The sequence below is a fragment of the Micromonospora sp. NPDC005299 genome, from assembly GCF_042872345.1.
GTDB lineage: Bacteria > Actinomycetota > Actinomycetes > Mycobacteriales > Micromonosporaceae > Micromonospora.
Genome location: NZ_JBIAKG010000007.1, coordinates 340,905 through 359,766 on the forward strand (window position 1 = coordinate 340,905; position 18,862 = coordinate 359,766).

At 72.6% G+C, this 18,862-nt stretch carries 18 protein-coding genes; 8 read left to right on the forward strand and 10 right to left on the reverse strand.

The features are described from left to right. Window positions 1-63: 63 nt before the first annotated feature. From ACFYPD_RS22045 to ACFYPD_RS22055, 3 genes are all read right to left on the reverse strand, one after another. Complete coding sequence (locus ACFYPD_RS22045) at window positions 64-1,116, reverse strand: sensor histidine kinase (protein WP_387116439.1); 1,053 nt, start codon at window positions 1,114-1,116, stop codon at window positions 64-66. Then, window positions 1,113-1,778 carry a response regulator transcription factor gene (locus ACFYPD_RS22050; RefSeq protein WP_387116524.1) on the reverse strand — a complete coding sequence of 222 codons (666 nt, stop codon included), beginning with the start codon at window positions 1,776-1,778 and terminating at the stop codon, window positions 1,113-1,115. The genes ACFYPD_RS22045 and ACFYPD_RS22050 overlap by 4 nt, the downstream gene beginning before the upstream one ends. A gap of 181 nt (window positions 1,779-1,959) precedes the next feature. Beyond that, complete coding sequence (locus ACFYPD_RS22055) at window positions 1,960-2,820, reverse strand: hypothetical protein (RefSeq protein WP_387116442.1); 861 nt, start codon at window positions 2,818-2,820, stop codon at window positions 1,960-1,962. Window positions 2,821-2,949: 129 nt separating this feature from the next. Here ACFYPD_RS22055 and ACFYPD_RS22060 point away from each other — a divergent pair, with 129 nt between their 5' ends. From ACFYPD_RS22060 to ACFYPD_RS22075, 4 genes are all read left to right on the forward strand, one after another. After that, window positions 2,950-4,233, forward strand: a complete 1,284-nt coding sequence (locus tag ACFYPD_RS22060; protein WP_387116445.1) for a GAF domain-containing protein — start codon at window positions 2,950-2,952, stop codon at window positions 4,231-4,233. A 40-nt stretch (window positions 4,234-4,273) separates the two neighbouring features. Next, on the forward strand, window positions 4,274-5,779 hold the full coding sequence (adh, locus tag ACFYPD_RS22065; RefSeq protein WP_387116448.1) for an aldehyde dehydrogenase: 1,506 nt from the start codon (window positions 4,274-4,276) through the stop codon (window positions 5,777-5,779). Further along, the gene (locus ACFYPD_RS22070) at window positions 5,779-6,126 is read left to right on the forward strand and encodes a DUF779 domain-containing protein (RefSeq protein WP_355350674.1); all 348 of its coding nucleotides are present in this window, start codon (window positions 5,779-5,781) and stop codon (window positions 6,124-6,126) included. The genes adh and ACFYPD_RS22070 overlap by 1 nt, the downstream gene beginning before the upstream one ends. Window positions 6,127-6,227: 101 nt before the next feature. After that, on the forward strand, window positions 6,228-6,671 hold the full coding sequence (locus ACFYPD_RS22075; RefSeq protein ID WP_387116451.1) for a hypothetical protein: 444 nt from the start codon (window positions 6,228-6,230) through the stop codon (window positions 6,669-6,671). Between the two features lie 3 nt (window positions 6,672-6,674). On the opposite strand, the gene speB is transcribed toward ACFYPD_RS22075, so the two are convergent. The 7 genes from speB to ACFYPD_RS22110 are packed head-to-tail and all read right to left on the reverse strand — an operon-like array spanning window position 6,675 to window position 14,411. Then, complete coding sequence (speB, locus tag ACFYPD_RS22080; protein WP_387116453.1) at window positions 6,675-7,688, reverse strand: agmatinase; 1,014 nt, start codon at window positions 7,686-7,688, stop codon at window positions 6,675-6,677. Beyond that, window positions 7,685-8,887, reverse strand: a complete 1,203-nt coding sequence (locus tag ACFYPD_RS22085; protein ID WP_387116456.1) for a saccharopine dehydrogenase family protein — start codon at window positions 8,885-8,887, stop codon at window positions 7,685-7,687. Before ACFYPD_RS22085 ends, speB begins: the two co-directional genes overlap by 4 nt. Next, window positions 8,887-10,308, reverse strand: a complete 1,422-nt coding sequence (locus ACFYPD_RS22090) for an NAD(P)/FAD-dependent oxidoreductase (protein ID WP_387116459.1) — start codon at window positions 10,306-10,308, stop codon at window positions 8,887-8,889. The genes ACFYPD_RS22085 and ACFYPD_RS22090 overlap by 1 nt, the downstream gene beginning before the upstream one ends. After that, entirely contained in the window at window positions 10,305-11,147 is an 843-nt protein-coding gene (locus tag ACFYPD_RS22095) for an ABC transporter permease (protein ID WP_387116462.1), read from the reverse strand. The genes ACFYPD_RS22090 and ACFYPD_RS22095 overlap by 4 nt, the downstream gene beginning before the upstream one ends. After that, the gene (locus ACFYPD_RS22100; RefSeq protein ID WP_387116465.1) at window positions 11,144-12,055 is read right to left on the reverse strand and encodes an ABC transporter permease; all 912 of its coding nucleotides are present in this window, start codon (window positions 12,053-12,055) and stop codon (window positions 11,144-11,146) included. Before ACFYPD_RS22100 ends, ACFYPD_RS22095 begins: the two co-directional genes overlap by 4 nt. Further along, complete coding sequence (locus tag ACFYPD_RS22105; protein WP_387116468.1) at window positions 12,052-13,221, reverse strand: ABC transporter ATP-binding protein; 1,170 nt, start codon at window positions 13,219-13,221, stop codon at window positions 12,052-12,054. The genes ACFYPD_RS22100 and ACFYPD_RS22105 overlap by 4 nt, the downstream gene beginning before the upstream one ends. Before the next feature lie 5 nt (window positions 13,222-13,226). Next, complete coding sequence (locus tag ACFYPD_RS22110) at window positions 13,227-14,411, reverse strand: PotD/PotF family extracellular solute-binding protein (protein ID WP_387116471.1); 1,185 nt, start codon at window positions 14,409-14,411, stop codon at window positions 13,227-13,229. A 207-nt stretch (window positions 14,412-14,618) separates the two neighbouring features. Between ACFYPD_RS22110 and ACFYPD_RS22115 the strand changes: the two genes are divergently transcribed. The 4 genes from ACFYPD_RS22115 to ACFYPD_RS22130 all read left to right on the forward strand — a co-directional run bounded on the left by ACFYPD_RS22115 (window position 14,619) and on the right by ACFYPD_RS22130 (window position 18,697). Further along, complete coding sequence (locus tag ACFYPD_RS22115; protein ID WP_387116474.1) at window positions 14,619-15,131, forward strand: Lrp/AsnC family transcriptional regulator; 513 nt, start codon at window positions 14,619-14,621, stop codon at window positions 15,129-15,131. Between the two features lie 148 nt (window positions 15,132-15,279). Further along, window positions 15,280-16,626 carry an aspartate aminotransferase family protein gene (locus ACFYPD_RS22120; protein ID WP_387116477.1) on the forward strand — a complete coding sequence of 449 codons (1,347 nt, stop codon included), beginning with the start codon at window positions 15,280-15,282 and terminating at the stop codon, window positions 16,624-16,626. Continuing rightward, window positions 16,611-17,321 carry a pyridoxamine 5'-phosphate oxidase family protein gene (locus tag ACFYPD_RS22125; protein ID WP_387116480.1) on the forward strand — a complete coding sequence of 237 codons (711 nt, stop codon included), beginning with the start codon at window positions 16,611-16,613 and terminating at the stop codon, window positions 17,319-17,321. The genes ACFYPD_RS22120 and ACFYPD_RS22125 overlap by 16 nt, the downstream gene beginning before the upstream one ends. Then, a complete protein-coding gene (locus ACFYPD_RS22130; protein WP_387116483.1) occupies window positions 17,321-18,697 on the forward strand; it encodes an NAD(P)/FAD-dependent oxidoreductase in 1,377 nt (458 codons plus the stop codon). Before ACFYPD_RS22125 ends, ACFYPD_RS22130 begins: the two co-directional genes overlap by 1 nt. Window positions 18,698-18,862: the final 165 nt, after the last annotated feature.

Here is an 18,862-nt window from a genome sequence, read left to right on the forward strand (position 1 = left end):
TTTCAGGGCAGGTGGCATCGCGGGATGCCGCGACGGCGGCTCCCGATGGTCGGAAGGGGTGGGTCAGCGCACGGCGGGTAGCTGGACGTCGACCCGCAGGCCGCCGTCCTCACCGGGCCGGGCGGCGATGATGCCGTCGTGCGCCTGGGTGATCGAGCGGGCGATGGCCAGGCCGAGCCCGGCCCCGCCGCCCTGGTTGGTCCGGTCGCGGGCCAGGCGCCGGAAGGGTTCGAAGAGGCCGGCGACCGCCTCGCCCGGCACGGCCTGGCCGGAGTTGGTGACGGTCAGCGCCGGGTCCCCGCCGACGGTGACGGTGAGCCGGCCGCCCGGCCGGTTGTACTTGATGCCGTTCTCCACCAGGTTGCTGACCAGGCGCTCCAGCAGCACCCGCTCGCCCGGCACGACCCGGGGCGCCAGCCGGCTCTCCACCGCCACCCCGGCCTCGGCCGCCCGGTCCCCGTACGCGGCCAGCACGGTGGTGACGATCTCGTCGAGGCGCTGCGGGGTGGAGGAGCGCAGCCCCTGGTCACTTTCGCTGAGCGCCAGCAGACCCTCGATGAGCCGCTCGTTGCGCTCGTTGGTGGCCAGTAGTTGGGCGGTGAGCAGGTCGAGCTGCTCGCCGGTGAGCGACTGGGCCATGCCGACCTCGATGAGCGTCCGCTGCACCGCCAGCGGCGTACGCAGCTCGTGCGAGGCGTTAGCGGCGAACCGCCGCTGCCCCTCGTAGCCGGCCGTGACCCGGTCCATCATGTCGTCGATGGCGCGGGCCAGCCGGGCCAGCTCGTCGCGGCCGCCGCGGCGGATCCGGTGCCCGAGGTTCTGCGGCCCGAGGTCGGCGATCGGGTCGGCGAGGTCGCGCACCGGGCGCAGGCACCAGCGGGCCGCGGCCCAGATGGCGACCGCGCCGGCCAGCAGCACCAGGAGCTCGGCCAGCCCGGGAAGCAGCGGGACGAACGGGCGGGCGGGGTCGCACACCGCGCCGACCGTCTGCACGTCGCAGAACTCGTGGGCCCGCCACCACACCTGGCCGAGCAGCCACTTGCCGAGGCCGGGCAGCCAGTAGCCGACGAGCAGGGCGAGCACCCCGACCAGCAGGATGCGACGGCGGGGCGTCACGCCGGCTCGCCGATCCGGTATCCGGCCTTCGGCACGGTGTGGATGACCGACGGCTGGCCGAGCTTCTTGCGCAGGGTCATCACGGTCACCCGCACCGCGTTGGTGAACGGGTCGGCGAACTCGTCCCAGGCCTGCTCCAGCAGTTCCTCGGCGCTCACCACGCCGCCGCCGGCACGCATCAGCACGTGCAGGACGGCGAACTCCTTGGGGCTCAGGCCGAGCGGCCGCCCGTCCCGGGTGACCGTGTGCCGGGCCACGTCGAGCATCACCCCGTGCCGCTTGAGGACCGGCGGCACCGCCGGGGCGGACCGCCGGCCCAGCGCCTGCACCCGGGCCACCAGCTCGGCGAAGGCGAACGGCTTGGTCAGGTAGTCGTCGGCGCCCAGTCCGAGGCCCGCCACCCGGTCCCGGATACCGGCGGCGGCGGTGAGCAGCAGCACCCGGGTGCCGGCGTCGGACCCGGCGAGGCTGCGGCACACCTCGTCGCCGGTGGCGCCGGGCATGTCCCGGTCCAGCACCGCGACGTCGTACCGGTTGACCCCGATCCGCTCCAGCGCGCCGTCGCCGTCGTAGCAGACGTCGACCGCCATCGAGAACCGACGCAGCCCCTCGGCGACCGTGTCCGCCAGCAACCGCTCGTCGTCCGCCACCAACACCCGCACCGCTGTCCGCTCCCCGTGCTCCGTCATCCGTCCCGCATACGGTCCCAGGCAGGAGATAAGGGTTCCGTAAGCGCCGCCGGAGCAATCCTCCACGTCGGCGGGCCGGCGCCGGGCCCCGTCATGCCGTCTGGGGCGTTCGTCCGGGCCGCAGTGGCCACCGGCGGCCGGGGAGTGAGCCGGATCACTGCGGGCGCGTGATCCCGAGGGTGCTCTGCGCCGGAAGCAGGCCGGTGGCCACGATCGCCTGGGTGACCGGGGCGACGAGCTGGGCGAACCGGCCGACCGCCGGCCCGAGCGCCCGCCACGGTGCGGCGGCCAGCTCGTCGGTCCGCCGCTCCACCTCGTCGCGGAGCCGCCGGCCGGCCTCGGTGGCCACCCCGTCGCCGTCGACCAGACCTCGGGCGGCGAGCCGGTCCCGGGCGAGGCCCCACTCCTCGGCGGTCCACCGGCGGCTGGCGAAGACCTCGACCGGGGCGGCGCCGACGGCGGCGAAGGAGACCAGCGACTCGGCCGGGTCCAGCCCGGCGGTCCGTAGCGCGGCGATGTGGCCGTCGCCCCGGTGCTCGCGCAGGATCGTGGCCGCCTGCCAGAGCGCCAGGTGCGGTGCATCCGGCCAGGGCAGGTCGGCGTTGGCGGCGGCCAGCGGACGGCCGCCCAGGTCGGCGGCGCGCACCGCGCGGCGGGCCAGGGTGGCGGCCTCGGCCAGCTCGGCCGACTCGACCCGGTCGCCGAGCAGGGCGCGCAGCGCCCGGTCCACCCCGGACAGCCGGGCGGCGAGCACCTTCGCGGGGTCGGCGGCGGCCCAGACGGCCGGCACGTACTCGGCGACCATTCGGGGGCTGAAGCTGTAGTAGGTGGCGGCGACCAGGTTCGGGCCGGCCGCCCCGAGCGGGGCGCTGCGCAGCGCGAAGTAGCCGGGCCAGCGCTCGTCGGTGGCCAGGCCGAGCCCGGCGGCCTCCTCGGTCAGCTCGGGCGCGTAGTAGACCAGCGCGTGCACGGGCTCGATGAGCTGCCACATCCTGCGGACCATCGCCAGTTCCATCCCGACCTCCCGATCGCATCTTGTCGGTGCCAAGTTTGCGAGCCGCCGCCGAACTTGTCAATGACAAGTTCGGCGGCGGCTTGGCGATCGACGGTGAGCTGGGTCACCATGGGCGCGAGGAGGTCGCCGATGGCTGACCCGTGGCTCGCCCTGGAATTCGGCGCCGATCCGGCCGAGCGGATCGCGCAGGTCGGCGCCGCCCACGAAGCGTTCCTCACCGCCGGCGCCACCACCGGCCGGGTCCGGGACGTGGTCCGCCGGTCGTGGGAGCGGTCCGCGCTGCTCGACCCGGAGGCCACCGCCCCGGTCGACCTCACCGACGACGCGCTGGCCAGCTACCGGGCCGCCCACCCGCTGGCCCGCGTGCTCCCCCTCTTCCGCGACCTGCTCGGCGGCATCGCGCAGGACGGCGCGCATCTCATGGCGGTCTGCGACGCGGACGGGCGGCTGCTCTGGGTGGAGGGGCATCCGGGGGTGCTCCGGCACGCCGAGCGGATGAACTTCGTCCCCGGCGCCCGCTGGGACGAGGCCCACGCCGGCACCAACGCGCCCGGCACCGCCCTGGCCGTCGACCACAGCGTGCAGATCTTCGCCACCGAGCACTTCGTCCGGCCCGTGCAGCGCTGGACCTGCGCCGCCGCCCCGATCCACGACCCCACCACCGGCCGGCTGCTCGGCGCCGTCGACATCACCGGCGGGGACCACCTGGCCACCCCGCAGAGCCTGGCCCTGGTCCGGGCCACCGCCCGCGCCGCCGAGGCGTTCCTGGCCGGCGCCGCCCCCGCCGAAGCCGACGTGCCGCACGTCGCCGCCCTCGGCCGGGACGAGGCCGAACTGCGCGTCGGCGGCCGGCGGATCCGGCTCGGCCGGCGGCACAGTGAACTGCTGGTGCTGCTCCTCGACCACCCCGAGGGGCGCACCGGGGAACAACTCGGCCTCGACCTCTACGGCGACGACCGGCTGCACCCGGTCACCCTGCGCGCCGAACTGTCCCGGCTGCGCCGGGCGCTCGGCGACGAACTGCTCGACTCCCGCCCGTACCGGCTGCGGCCGACCGTGCGCGCCGACTTCCGTACCGTCACCGAACTGCTCGAACGCGGCGACCCGGCGGGGGCGCTGCGGGCGTACCCCGGGCCCCTGCTGCCCGGGTCGGACGCGCCGGGAGTGGCGCGACTGCGGCGGCTGGTCGACGGCCAGCTCCGCGCGGCCGTGCTGGCCGCCGCGGACCCGGCGCTGCTCACGGCCTGGACCGCGACGCCCACCGGCGCCGACGACCTCACCGCGTGGCAGGCCCTGGCCCGGGCGTTGCCGCAGGGCACGCCGCGCCGGCCGCTCGCCCTCGCCCGGGCCCGCCAGCTCGCCGAGGAGTACGACCTGCCGCGCGCAACGTTGCTGCAACGTCGCGGAAACTAACGTCCCTCGCCATCCACCCCCACGGACGGCGGAGGTACCCATGGCGCGCTACGACGCCCCCACCCACTGGCAGTCCCGCTACGACCACTTCATCGGCGGCGAGTACGTGAAGCCGCACGGCGGCCGATACTTCGAGAACCCCACCCCGGTGACCGGGCAGACCTTCTGCGAGGTGGCCCGGGGCACCGCCGAGGACGTGGAGAAGGCGCTCGACGCCGCGCACGGCGCCGCGGACGCCTGGGGCCGCACCTCGGTCGCCGAACGGTCGCTCATCCTCAACAAGATCGCCGACCGGATGCAGGAGAACCTGGAATCCCTCGCCATCGCCGAGACCTGGGAGAACGGCAAGCCGGTACGCGAGACCCTGGCCGCCGACATCCCCCTCGCCATCGACCACTTCCGCTACTTCGCCGGGGCGGTCCGGGCCCAGGAGGGCTCCCTCGGCGAGATCGACGACGACACCGTGGCGTACCACTTCCACGAGCCGCTGGGCGTGGTCGGGCAGATCATCCCGTGGAACTTCCCGATCCTCATGGCGGTCTGGAAGCTCGCCCCGGCGCTCGCCGCCGGCAACGCCGTGGTGCTCAAGCCGGCCGAGCAGACCCCGGCCTCGATCCACTACCTGCTCTCGCTGGTCGCCGACCTGCTCCCGGCCGGCGTGCTGAACGTGGTCAACGGCTTCGGCGTCGAGGCGGGCAAGCCGCTCGCCTCCTCGCCCCGGGTGGCGAAGGTGGCGTTCACCGGCGAGACCACCACCGGGCGGCTGATCATGCAGTACGCCAGCGAGAACATCAAACCCGTCACCCTGGAGCTGGGCGGCAAGAGCCCGAACCTCTTCTTCGACGACGTCAGCGCGTCCCGCGACGACTTCTTCGACAAGGCGCTCGAAGGCTTCACCATGTTCGCGCTCAACCAGGGCGAGGTCTGCACCTGCCCGTCCCGGGCGCTGATCCAGCAGGGCCACTACTCCGACTTCCTGGCCGCCGCGGTCTCCCGGACGCAGCAGGTCACCCAGGGCCACCCCCTGGACACCGACACGATGATCGGGGCGCAGGCCTCCAACGACCAGCTGGAGAAGATCCTGTCCTACCTGGACATCGGCCGGCAGGAGGGCGCCAAGGTGCTGACCGGCGGCGAACGGGCCGACCTCGGCGGCGAACTCTCCGGCGGCTACTACGTGCAGCCCACGATCTTCGAGGGCGACAACTCCATGCGGATCTTCCAGGAGGAGATCTTCGGCCCGGTGGTCTCGGTGACCTCCTTCGCCGACCTCGACGACGCCGTGAAGATCGCCAACGACACCCTGTACGGCCTGGGCGCCGGCGTCTGGACCCGGGACATCAACACCGCGTACCGGGCCGGGCGGGCGATCCAGGCCGGCCGGGTCTGGACCAACTGCTACCACGCCTACCCGGCGCACGCCGCGTTCGGCGGGTACAAGCAGTCCGGCATCGGCCGGGAGAACCACAAGATGATGCTGGAGCACTACCAGCAGACCAAGAACCTGCTGGTCAGCTACTCCCCCAAGAAGCTGGGCTTCTTCTGATGGGTGACCCGGTCACCCTGACGCCCGCGGCGGCCGGACTGATCCGGTCGCTGCGGGCGGCCCATGGGCCGATCATGTTCCACCAGTCCGGCGGCTGCTGCGACGGCAGTGCCCCGATGTGCTACCCGGCCGGCGAGTTCCGCACCGGCGCATCCGACGTGCTGCTCGCCTCGCTGGAGGTCGACGGGGTGCCCGAGCCCGTCGAGTTCTGGATGTCCACCGCCCAGTGGGAGCTGTGGAAACACACCCGGCTCACGGTCGACGTGGTGCCCGGCCGGGGCAGCGGCTTCTCCCTGGAGGCTCCCGAGGGCGTCCGCTTCCTCATCCGCTCCCACCTGGCCCGCTGACTGTCCGAGATCTTCCACCTCCCTGGCGCCGCGCCGGTGGGATGCTGACGCCGGTCCACATCCGAGCAGCATCCCACCACCGCCCAGACAGGAGCCCGCGCATGCGCCCGCTCAGACAGCCCCTGCTCGCCTGCGGCCTCGCCACGCTCGCCACCGCCGCCACGCTCGGCCTCGCACCCGGCGCCGCCGTCGCCGCCGCGGCCCCGAAGATCTCCGTCAACTGGTTCGGCACCGCCGACGTCCCGGCGCACACCGCCACGATCGGCGGTCGGTACGCCTGCGGCGCCGAGCGGGGGCTCGCGTACATCGAGGTTCACCTGGGCCAGCGGGTCCGCCGCGCTTCGATCACCGGCTTCGGGTTCGGCGTGATCGGCGCGTGTACCGACGACCGCACCGCCGGGACCTGGACGGCCACGATCCCGGCCGACCGGGGCGCCTTCCGGGGCGGGCCCGCCACGGCCACGGCCCGCCTCGTGGTCGAGCCCAACTCGCTCACCGAGACCACCGAACCGCTCCGCCTCGTCCCGCGCTGCGCCAGGAGGTAACGGTCAGCGGGCGTCGAGGAGGGGTTGGCTCGGGTTCCAGGGGTCGCCGCCGTCGGCGTCGCGGCGGCGGCGGGCGATCGCCGACAGCGCCTCCAGCACCACCCGGTTGCCGAGGTACGCGGTGATGTCGGCGTGGTCGTAGGGCGGGGCGACCTCGACCACGTCCACGCCGACCACCGGCAACTCGTAGCAGACCCGGCGGACCGCGTCGAGGAGTTGCCGGGAGGTGAACCCGCCCGGCTCGGGGGTGCCGGTGCCGGGTGCCATGCCCGGGTCGACGACGTCCACGTCGACGGAGAGGAAGACGCCCTCGCACTCGTCGGTGGCGATCGCGAACGCCTCCGAGAGACAGGAGTCCAGGCCGCGCGCCACCACCTCGGTCATCTCGTACGAGCGCATCCGCTGCTCGGCCATCCAGGACAGCGTCTCCGGCCCCGGCCAGTAGCCGCGCAGGCCGATCTGGAGGAAGCGGTCGCCGCGTACCGCGCCGGACTCGATGAGCCGGCGCATCGGCTGGCCGTGCCCGTGCAGCGAGCCGAACTCGATGTCCCCGGTGTCGGCGTGCGCGTCGAAGTGCACCAGGGACACCCGGCCGAGCCCGTGGTGCCGGGCCACCCCGGTCGCGTCCGGCAGGGCGATCGAGTGGTCGCCGCCGAGCACGATCGGGATCGCCCCGGCGGCGGCGACCGCGTGCACGGCGGTCTCCAGCGAGGCCAGCGAGCGTTCGATGTCGCCGGAGAACATCTCGACGTCGCCCGCGTCGTAGACGCAGAGGTCCTGCAGCCCGTCGACGCGCAGGGCCAGGGACGGGCGGGAGCCGTCGTGCGGCAGGTAGCAGGCCTGGCGGATGGCGGACGGGCCGAACCGTGTGCCCGGCCGGTGCGACGTGCCGCCGTCGAAGGGCGCGCCGACGATCACCACGTCGGCGTCGGCGTACGTCACCGGCTCCTCCAGCGTGCACGGCGGCACGCCGAGGAACGTCACGTCGGGGCCGAACATCGGGCCGTAGCGGGTCACCGCTCCTCCATTCCCCAGGGCGAGCCGTAGCCGGTGAGCAGGTCGAGGAAGGGCACCGGGGGCAGCGCCTCCGGGCCGAGCACGCCGGTGCCGGACCAGGCCCCGGTGGCCAGCAGTTCCAGGGCGACGACCGGGTTGACGGCGGTCTGCCAGACCACCGCCTGGTGGCCGTACTCGGCCATCGACCACTCGTTGTCGACCACGTGGTAGAGGTAGACCTTGCGCGGCCGGCCGTCCACGCCGGTGCCGGTGACGTACGTGCCGGCGCAGGTCTTGCCGCGCATCCGGTCGCCGAGGGTGGCCGGGTCGGGCAGGCAGGCGGCCACGACGTCGCGCGGGGAAACATCGACGCCGCGCACCCGCACGGGGCGGGTCGAGTCGAGGCCGAGCTTGTGCAGGGTCTTCAGCACCTCGATGAACTCGTCGCCGAGGCCGTACTTGAAGGTGACCCGCTTCGCCTTGACCCAGCGCGGGATGAGCAGCACCTCCTCGTGCTCCACGTTGACGCACTCGACCGGGCCGATCCCCTCGGGGAACTCGAACACCTCGGGCTCCGAGAACGGCGGGGTGGTGAACCACCCACGGTCGGCCTCCCAGACGACCGGCGGGTTCAGGCACTCCTCGATGGTGGTCCAGATGGAGAACGAGGGGGCGAAGTCGTAGCCGTCGACGGTGAGGTTCGCGCCGTCGCGTACCCCGATCTCGTCGATCTCGGTGAACAGTTCGTCGGCGGCGTAGCGGGCGAAGACGTCGGAGAGGCCGGGTTCGACGCCGATGCCGCAGAGCGCCAGCCGGCCGGCCTGCGCCCAGGCGGCGGCCGCGGCGAACTGCTCGTCGCCGAGCTTCACCCCGGTCTCGGCGTGCGGCGCGTCCGGGTGCGGCCGGGACAGCGACATCGCCATGTCCAGGTAGTCCGCCCGGGCGGCGAACGCGCCGTCGAAGATCGGCATGACGAAGCGCGGGTCGACCGCGTTCAGCACGTGGGTGATCCGGTGTTCCCGGCAGAGCGCGGTGACCGCCTCGGCGGAGGAGGCGTCGACGGTCGCGGCGACGAACCGGTCGCCGTGGCCGGCGACGGCCCGCGCGGCGCGGGCGGCGTCGTGGTCGGCGACGACCATGGTCTCGAAGAACGAACGGCGGGCGGCGATGGATACGGCGGCGGAGCCGACGCCACCGGCGCCGACGAGGAGGATACGCATCAGGAGTCGAACCCCAGTCCAAGACGATCGAGAGTACGGAGCCAAAGGTTGCGCCGCCCCTCCCGCGCGTCCGCGCGGGCGAGCGACCAGCGGGTGAGGTGGATGCCGGTGGCCCGGATCGGCTCCGGCGGGAACGGCAGGGGCTTGCGGCGGACCAGGTCGAGCCGGGTCAGCGGGGTCTCCTCCCCGCCGAGCAGGTCGAGCATCACCCGGGCCCCGAACCGGGTCGCCCCGACGCCGAGCCCGGTGTACCCGGCCGCGTACGCCAGGCGCCCCTCGTAGGCGGTGCCGAAGAACGCGCAGAACCGGGTGCAGGTGTCGATGACGCCGCCCCACCGGTGGCTGAAGCGCAGCCCCTCCAACTGGGGGAAGGTCGTGAAGAAGTGCGACGCCAGGGCGGTGAAGGTCGCCTCGCGCTGCTCCAGCTCGGGGGCCATCCGGTTGCCGTAGTGGTAGACCGCGTCGTAGCCGCCGAACAGGATCCGCCCGTCGGCGGTGATCCGGTAGTAGTGGAACTGGTTGCCCGTGTCGGCCAGCCCCTGCCGGTTGCACCAGCCGATGGCGTCCCGCTGCGCGGGCGTCAGCGGCTCGGTCATCAGCGCGTAGTCGTAGACCGGCACCAGCCACGCGCGCAGCCGGCGCAGCAGCGGTGGGAACGCGTTGGTGGCCAGCACCACCTGCCGGGCCCGCACCGCGCCGGGTGCGGCGTCCGGGCCGCCGGCCGTGGCCGCGCGCAGCGCGCCGCCGTCGCGGGCCAGCCCGGTGACCCGGGTGTGCTCGTGGATCCGCACGCCCAGGTCGAGGGCGGCCCGGCGCAGCCCCCAGGCCAGCCGGGCCGGATCGAGCAGGGCCACCCGGTCCCGGTCCCACATCCCGCCCAGGTACGTCGGCGAGGCCACCTCGGCGCGCACCTCGTCCCGGTCGAGCAGCCGGACGTCGTGGCCGTACCGGCGAGCCAGGTCGGCGTCGGAGGCCAGCCCGGCGAGCTGGTACGGCTCGACGGCCACCGCCAGCTCCCCGGTGCGCTCGAAGTCGCAGTCGATGCCGTGCTTCGCCACGGTGGCGGCGATGGCGTCCAGGTTTTCCCGGCCGAGCCGCTCCAGCTCGGCGATCTCGCCGGGGAACCGCTCGGTCCCGTTGGCGAGTCCGTGGGTGAGCGAGGCGGCGCAGAACCCGCCGTTGCGCCCGGACGCCGCCCAGCCGCAGGTGCCCGCGTCGACCAGGAGCACGTCCCGGTCGGGGTCGGCCTCCTTGGCCAGCAGCGCGGTCCAGAGCCCGGAGTATCCGCCGCCGACCACCAGCAGGTCGGCGTCGTGGGCGCCGGTCAGCGGCGGCAGCGGGTCCGGGCGGTCCGGGCGGTCGAGCCAGTACGGTACGGACGCGGCGTCGGCCAGCGCCCGGCCGGTATGCGGGAGGTTCATGATCCGCTCTGCACCGTGCGAGCGGGTGCGGCGGCGACCGCGAGGGCGGCCCGGCGGGCCCGCCGGCCGCGCAGCGAGCTGGCCCCGACCAGCAGCAGCGCGATCGCGAACATCGCCGTGCCGATGACGTTGACCTGCGGCGGGATGCCCCGCTGGGCGGCACCCCAGACGTACATCGGGAAGGTGACCGTGGTGCCGGCGTTGAAGTTCGTGATGATGAAGTCGTCGAAGCTGAGCGAGAAGGCGAGCAGCGCGGCGGCCACGATGCCGGGCAGCACCAGGGGCAGGGTGATCCGCCGGAAGGTCTGCCACTCGCTGGCGTAGAGGTCCATGGCGGCCTCCTCCAGCCGCCGGTCCATGCCGGCGAGCCGGGCCTTCACGGTGACCACCACGAACGACACGCAGAACATCACGTGCGCGATGACGATGGTCCAGAAGCCCTGGGGCACCCCGGCGGCCACGAAGAGGGCGAGCAGCGAGGTGCCCATCACCAGCTCGGGGGTGGCCATCGGCAGGAAGATCAGGCCGTTGATCCCGGACCGCCCGCGGAAGCCGTGCCGGACCAGGGCGAACGCCATGAGCGTGCCGAGGATGGTGGAGACGACCGTGGCGATCAGGCCGATCTCCATGCTGCGCACCACCGCGTCACACATGTCGGAGGTGGCACAGGGGTGGGTCCAGTTGTCGAGGGTGAACTCGTTGAAGTCGTAGGACAGCCGGCTGGACGGCCGGTTGAAGGAGAGCCCGGCGACCACCACGATCGGCAGCGACAGGTAGCCGAGGACGAGCAGCGCCACGCCCATCACCCACCGGTCGGCGAGCCAACGCTTCAGTTTCACAGCACCTCCTCCGTGCCGGCCTTGCGCAGGTAGACGAAGACGATCGCCAGGATCGCCGCCATCAGCAGGAACGACAGCGCCGCGCCCTGCGGGTAGTCCAGCCGGACCAGGAACGCCGAGTCGATGACGTTGCCGATCATGTATTCGTTCGGGGTGCCGAGCAGCTCGGCGTTGATGTAGTCGCCGGTGGCCGGGATGAAGAAGAGCAGCGTGCCGGCGATCAGCCCGGGCATGGACAGCGGCAGGGTGACCCGCCGGAAGGCGCGCAGCGGGCTCGCGTACAGGTCGCTCGCCGCCTCCAGCAACCGTGGGTCGAGCCGCTCCAGGCTCGCGTACAGCGGCAGCACGAGGAAGGGCAGGAAGTTGTACGTCAGGCCGAGCACCACCGCGAACGGGGTGGCCAACAGCCGGCCGTCGGCCCCGAGCAGGTGCACGTCGCGCAGCAGGCCGACCAGAGCGCCGTTGTCGGACAGGATGGTCTTCCAGGCCAGGGTGCGGACCAGGAAGCTGGTGAACATCGGCGCGACCACGGCGACCAGCAGCAGGTTCTTCCACCGGCCGGCCTTCTGCGCGATCGCGTACGCCAGCGGGTAGCCCATGAGCAGGGCCAGCACCAGCGCGATCGCCGAGTAGGCGAACGACCGGGCGAACTGCGGCCAGTACGCCCGCAGCGCGTCCCAGTAGTTGCCGACCTCCCCGGTCATCGCGTAGCCGGTGGCGAGGGATCCGCTCGGGTCGTAGAGGCTGGCGGCGGCGAGCTGGAGCAGCGGCAGGACGAAGAAGACCAGCAGCCAGGCGGCGCCGGGCAGCAGCAGCAGGTACGGCAGCAGCCTGCTCCGCCCCCGCCGGGGCCCCGGCGGCGCGGCCGGTTGCCCCGCCGAGGTCGGTACGTGGGCCAGGGCGGTCATGACAGCGCACCCACCGGCGGCTCGTCGAGCACCGGGCTGGTCTGGTCGTCCTCGCCGGCCGCCCGGGGCAGCAGGAAGGCGTGCCGCAGGTCCCAGTGCGCGGTCACCGGGGTGCCGACGGGCAGCCGGCCGCCGACCCCGCTGTTCGCGGCGAACGCGGACAGCTCACTGCCCCACGCCGTGCGCACCAGGTACTGGGTGCTCACCCCGACGTACGAGGCGTCGGTGACCACCCCGCCGACGTGCTGGTGGCCGGCGGGCACCTCGTCCGGGCCGCTGACCAGGTGCAGCTTCTCGGGACGTACCCCGAGGAAGACCGACCCCTGGTCGGTCCGGGCCCGGTCGGCGGGCACCGAGAAGCGCGCGCCGTGGGCGGTGACCGCCACGTCGTCGCCGCTGCGGCCGGCGGCCTCGCCGGCCAGCAGGTTGGACTGGCCGAGGAAGTTCGCCACGAAGGCGGTGGCCGGGTACTCGTAGATGTCGGCGGGGGCGCCGAGCTGCTCGATCCGGCCGGCGTTCATCACCGCGACCGTGTCGGCCATGGTCATGGCCTCCTCCTGGTCGTGGGTGACGTGTACGAAGGTGATGCCGACCTCGGTCTGGATCCGCTTCAGCTCGATCTGCATCTGCCGGCGCAGCTTCAGGTCGAGCGCGCCGAGCGGCTCGTCCAGCAGCAGCACCTGCGGGTGGTTGATGAGCGCCCGGGCCAGCGCCACGCGCTGCTGCTGGCCGCCGGAGAGCTGGGCCGGCTTGCGCCGGTCGTACCCTTCGAGCTGCACCAGGGCGAGCATCCGCTCGACCTGGTCGGTCACCTTGCGGATGCCGCGCCGCCGCAGCCCGAAGGCCACGTTCTCGTGGATGTCGAGGTGCGGGAAGAGCGCGTAACTCTGGAACACGGTGTTCACCGGCCGCTTGTACGGCCGCAGCCGGGCGATGTCCCGGTCGCCGAGCAGCACCTGCCCGCTGGTCGGTTCCTCCAGCCCGGCGATCATCCGCAGGGTGGTGGTCTTGCCGCAGCCGGACGCCCCGAGCAGGGCGAAGAACGAGCCCTGCGGGATGGTGAGGCTGAGGTCGTCCACCGCGGTGAAGACGCCGAACCGCTTGGTCAGGTTGGCCAGCCGAAGGTCGCCGGCCGGTGTCTCGCGCTCCTGCGCTTTCGTGCCCATGTCTCTCACGCCCCGATGACCTGCTGGAACTTGGCCTCGTACTCCTTCTCCTGCTTCTCGTCCAGGGCCATGAAGACCTTGGACTTCGACAGCATCGCGTCGTCCGGGAAGATGAGCGGGTTCGCGGCCAGGTCCGGGTCGATCTTTTCCATCTCGGCCTGCGCGCCCTTGACCGGGCAGATGTAGTTGACGTACGCGGCGAGCTTCGCGGCGACGGCCGGGTCGTAGTAGTAGTTGATCAGCTCTTCGGCGTTGGCCTTGTGGCCGGCCTTGTTCGGCACCAGCATGTTGTCCGACCAGAGCATCACGCCGGACTCGGGCACCACGAACTTGATTTTCTCGTCCTCGAAGCCGAGCTGGACCACGTCGCCGGACCAGCCGATGCAGGCGGCGATGTCGCCCTTGGCCAGGTCGGGGGCGTAGTCGTTGCCGGTGAACTTGCGGATCTGCTTGGAGTCCACGGCCTTCTTCAGCTTGTTCAGCGCGTCGTCGAACTGCGCCGGGGTGAAGTTCGACGGGTCGTGCCCGTTGGACTGGAGCAGCAGGCCCATGGTGTCCCGCATCTCCGACAGCGCGGTCACCTTGCCCTTCAGGTCGGGGCGGGTGAGCAGCTCGTCGACGGTACGGATCTCCTTGGCCACCTTGGCGTTGTACGCGAGCCCGGCCAGGCCGGACTGCCACGGGATGGCGAGCTGGCTGTCCTTGTCGAACGAGCGGTTGCGCAGCGAGGGCAGCAGGTTCGCCTCGACGTTGGGCAGCTTCGCCTTGTCCAGCTTCTGGATCCAGCCGAGCCGGATCATCCGGGCCGCCATCCAGTCGGTGAGGACCATGATGTCGCGGCCGGTGGTCTGACAGCCGGCGAGCTGGTTCTGCACCTTGCCGAAGAACTCGTTGTTGTCGTTGACGTCCTCGGTGTACGTCACCTGGATCCCGGACTTCGCGATGAACGCGTCCAGAGTGGGGCGCTTGGACTCGTCCTTCTCGTCCACGTCCATGTACTGCGGCCAGTTCGAGAAGGCCAGCTTCTTCTCCGTGGCGGAAAGGTCGTCGCTCTTGCAACCGGCCTCGGTCTGCTGTGCGCCCTTGGTGCCGCAGCCGGCCAGCGTGCCCGCCGTGGCGAGTAGGGCGGCCGAGCCCAGGGTCCCGGTGAGCAGACCGCGCCGGGTGAGGTGCCGGAGGGGACTACGCATGTGACGACTCCTCGGGGGTCATCGTCGGCGGCGGGACGGGGGTGGCGCGCCGGCGGGAGGGTCAGTGGCGATGGACGACTGATCCTGACATGAGGTGACCTCCCTTACAAGGGATTCCGTTGCCGGAATAGCGATGGACCACGAAATACGCCAGACTGCGCCGGGGCACTACGCTCAGCACGAGGATTCGGACATGGGGAGCGGACGATGGCCAACCGGCAACTGGAGAACGGCAACGGCAGCCGTCGCGTGACCGTGCGTGAAGGCGCGAGTCACGCTCTGCTCGACGACGTGGCCAAGCAGATCATCGAGCAGCTCCAGGAGGACGGGCGGCGCCCGTACGCGACCATCGGCAAGGCGGTCGGCCTCTCCGAGGCGGCGGTGCGGCAGCGGGTGCAGCGCCTGCTCGACGCCGGAGTCATGCAGATCGTGGCGGTGACCGATCCGCTCCAGCTCGGCTTCCCCCGCCAGGCCATGATCGGCCTGCGGACCGACGGCGACCTGGAGAGCGTCGCCGACCGGCTGGCCGAGTTCGACGAGATCGACTACGTCGTGATCACCGCCGGGTCGTTCGACCTGCTGGCCGAGGTGGTCTGCCGCAACGACGAGCACCTGCTGGAGATCCTCCAGAAGCTGCGCGGGGTGCCCGGCGTGGTCTCCACCGAGGCGTTCGTCTACCTCAAGCTCCGCAAGCAGACCTACAGCTGGGGCACGGCGTGATGCGGATTCCGTTGCGGTGACAAACGCCGCTCGCTGAATCCGTTGCCGTTTGCCCCTGGCACTTGCGTGATCAGCATTGGCTATGGGATAACCGTGGGCAGAGCGGCCGGTGTCACCCCTGACCGGCCCGAGACCCGATGGGGCTGACATGGCCAACGCCACCGACCACCTCTGGATGCACTTCACCCGGATGGCCAGCTACTCCGCCGGTGAGGTGCCGACCATCGTGCGCGGCGAGGGCGCGTACGTCTGGGACTCGCAGGGCCGCCGGTACCTGGACGGACTCGCCGGGCTCTTCGTCGTCAACGCCGGCCACGGCCGGACCGAACTCGCCGAGGCGGCCGCCAAGCAGGCCGGCGAACTGGCCTACTTCCCCCTGTGGTCGTACGCCCACCCCAAGGCCGTCGAACTGGCCGAGAAGGTCGCCGCGCTGGCCCCCGGCGACCTGAACCGGGTCTTCTTCACCACCGGCGGCTCCGAGGCCGTCGAGGCGGCGTGGAAGCTGGCCAGGGCCTACTTCAAGCGCACCGGCCAGCCGAACAAGTACAAGGTGGTCAGCCGGTACATCGCCTACCACGGCACCTCGATGGGCGCGCTGTCGATCACCGGCCTGCCCGGCATCAAGAGCGACTTCGAGCCGCTGGTGCCCGGCGGCATCAAGGTGCCGAACACCAACTTCTACCGCGCTCCCGAGCACGGCGACGACCCCGAGGCGTTCGGCCGCTGGGCCGCCGAGGAGATCGGCCGGGCCATCGAGCGGGAGGGGCCGGATACCGTCGCCGCGGTCTTCCTGGAGCCGGTGCAGAACTCCGGCGGCTGCTTCCCGCCGCCGCCCGGCTACTTCGAGCGGGTCCGGGAGATCTGCGACGCGTACGACGTGCTGCTGGTCAGCGACGAGGTGATCTGCTCCTGGGGCCGGCTCGGCGAGTACTTCGGCGCCGTCCGGTACGGCTACCAGCCCGACATCATCACCACCGCCAAGGGCATCACCTCCGGCTACGCCCCGCTCGGCGCGATGATCGCCAGCGAGCGGCTCATGGAGCCGTTCCTCACCGAGACCGGCATGTTCGCCCACGGGGTGACCTTCGGCGGCCACCCGGTCTCCTGCGCGGTGGCCCTGGCCAACCTGGAGGTCTTCGCCCGCGAGGACCTGATCGGCCACGTCCGCGCCAACGAGGGCGCCTTCCGGTCCACCCTGGAGAAGCTCAACGACCTGCCGATCGTCGGCGACGTCCGCGGCGACGGCTACTTCTACGGCATCGAACTGGTCAAGGACAAGACCACCCGGGAGACCTTCGACGAGGCCGAGTCGGAGCGGCTGCTGCGCGGCTTCCTCTCCACCGCGCTCTTCCAGGCCGGGCTCTACTGCCGCGCCGACGACCGGGGCGACCCCGTGGTGCAGCTCGCCCCGCCGCTGATCGCGCAGCAGCAGCAGTTCGACGAGATCGAGCAGATCCTGCGCTCCGTGCTGACCGAGGCATGGTCGCGCCTCTGACCGGCGGCCCGGACGGGGCCGGTTCCCGGAACACCGGGGATCGGCCCCGCGCCGTCGGGCCGGGCGCCGCCGCCGTCGGGGGTACCGACCGGACCCGGGTACGCCGGCTGCCCGACCTCGCCGTCCACGACCGGGCGACGCTGCACGCCGTGCTCGACGCCGGCCGGGTCGCGCACCTGGCCGTCACCGACGATGGCCACCCGTACGCGCTGCCGGTGGCGTACGCCCGGGACGGGGAGCGGGTGCTGGTGCACGGCTCCACCGGCAGCCGACTGTTCCGGCACCTCGCCGCCGGCGCGCCGGCCTGCCTCACGGTCACCCTGCTCGACGGCCTGGTGCTGGCCCGCAGCGCCTTCGAGTCCTCGATGAACTACCGCTGCGTCATGGTGCTCGGCACCCTCACCGCGCTCACCGGCGAGGCGAAGTATGCCGCCCTGCGCCGTCTCTCCGAGCACCTGCTCCCCGGCCGCTGGGCGGAGATCCGGCCGCCCTCGGCGAAGGAACTGGCCGCCACGCTGGTGCTCGCCCTGCCGCTGGACGAGTGCTCGGTGAAGGTCAGCGCCGGCCCGCCCGACGACCCCGAGGACGACCTCGACCGGCCGGTCTGGGCCGGGGTGGTGCCGGTCGTCGAGGCGTACGGGATTCCGCAGCCCGACCCGCGGCTGCGCCACGACCTGCCCCCACCGGAGTGGTGATGCGCTACCAGGACCTGTCGTACTGGCTGTCCAGCGTGGACGAGCCGCTGACCCCGCGCCCCGGCCTGCCCGGCGACACCGACGCCGACGTGGTGATCGTGGGCGCCGGCTACACCGGGCTGTGGACCGCCTACTACCTCGCCGCAGCCGACCCGACGCTGCGGATCGTGGTGCTGGAGAAGGAGATCGCCGGCTACGGCGCCTCCGGCCGCAACGGCGGCTGGTGCTCGGCCCTCTTCCCCACCTCGCTGCCGCCGCTGGCCCGCCGGCACGGCCGGGACCGGGCGCTCGCCATGCAGCGGGCCATGCACGAGACCGTCCGCGAGGTCGGCCGGGTGGTCGCCGCCGAGGGCATCGACTGCGACTGGCGGGCCGGCGGCACGGTGGTGCTGGCCCGCACCGACGTGCAACTCGGCCGGGCCCGGGCCGCCGTCGCCGAGGCCCGCGAGCACGGTCTCGCCGACGCCGACCTGGTGCTGCTCGACGCCGCCGAGGCCGCCGCCCGCTGCCACGCCGAGGGGGTACGCGGCGGCACGTACACGCCGCACTGCGCCGCCGTGCACCCGGCCAAGCTGGTCCGTGGCCTGGCCGCGGCGGTGGAGCGCCGGGGCGTACGCGTCTTCGAGCGGACCCCGGTGACCGCGCTGCGGCCCGGGGCGGCGGTGACCCCGGCCGGCGTGGTCCGTGCGCCGGTGGTGGTCCGGGCGACCGAGGGCTTCACCCCCACGCTGCCCGGTCAGCGGCGGGCCGTGGCGCCGGTCTACTCGCTGATGGTGGCCACCGCGCCGCTGCCCGAGGCGACCTGGGCGGAGATCGGGCTGGCCGAGCGGGAGACCTTCTCCGACTACCGGCACGTCATCATCTACGGCCAGCGCACCGCCGACGGCCGGCTCGCCTTCGGCGGGCGGGGCGCCCCCTACCACTACGGCTCCCGGGTCCGACCCGACTTCGACCGGGAGCCCCGGGTCTTCGCGGCGCTGCGCCGGGTGCTCGGCGAGCTCTTCCCGGTGCTCGGGCCCGACGTGCCGGTGACGCACACCTGGGGTGGGCCGCTCGGCGTGGCCCGGGACTGGGCCGCCTCGGTGGGCCTGGACCGGTCGACCGGGCTCGCCTGGGCCGGCGGCTACGTCGGCGACGGCGTCGGCACCAGCAACCTGGCCGGCCGCACCCTGGCCGACCTGATCCGCGGCGAGCAGACCGACCTGACCGCTCTCCCCTGGGTCAACCACCGCTCCCCGAAATGGGAGCCGGAGCCCATGCGCTGGCTCGCGGTCAACGCCGGCCTCAAGGTCATGTTCTCGGCGGACGAAGCCGAACTACGCACCAACCGCCCCTCCCGCCGAGCCAAGACCTTCTCCCACCTCCTGGGCCACTGACCGGCGCCACCACCCTCCCGACCTGCGCCCACCTGCAGCGTTGATCATGAGGCTATTGCCACGACACGCCGGGCGGTTTCTAGGCTTCAGTGCAACTGATCTTGGTTGGGCTGGAGGTGCTGGTGGCGAGGCCGGGTGTGTTGACGTTCGGGCATCGGCAGGTGT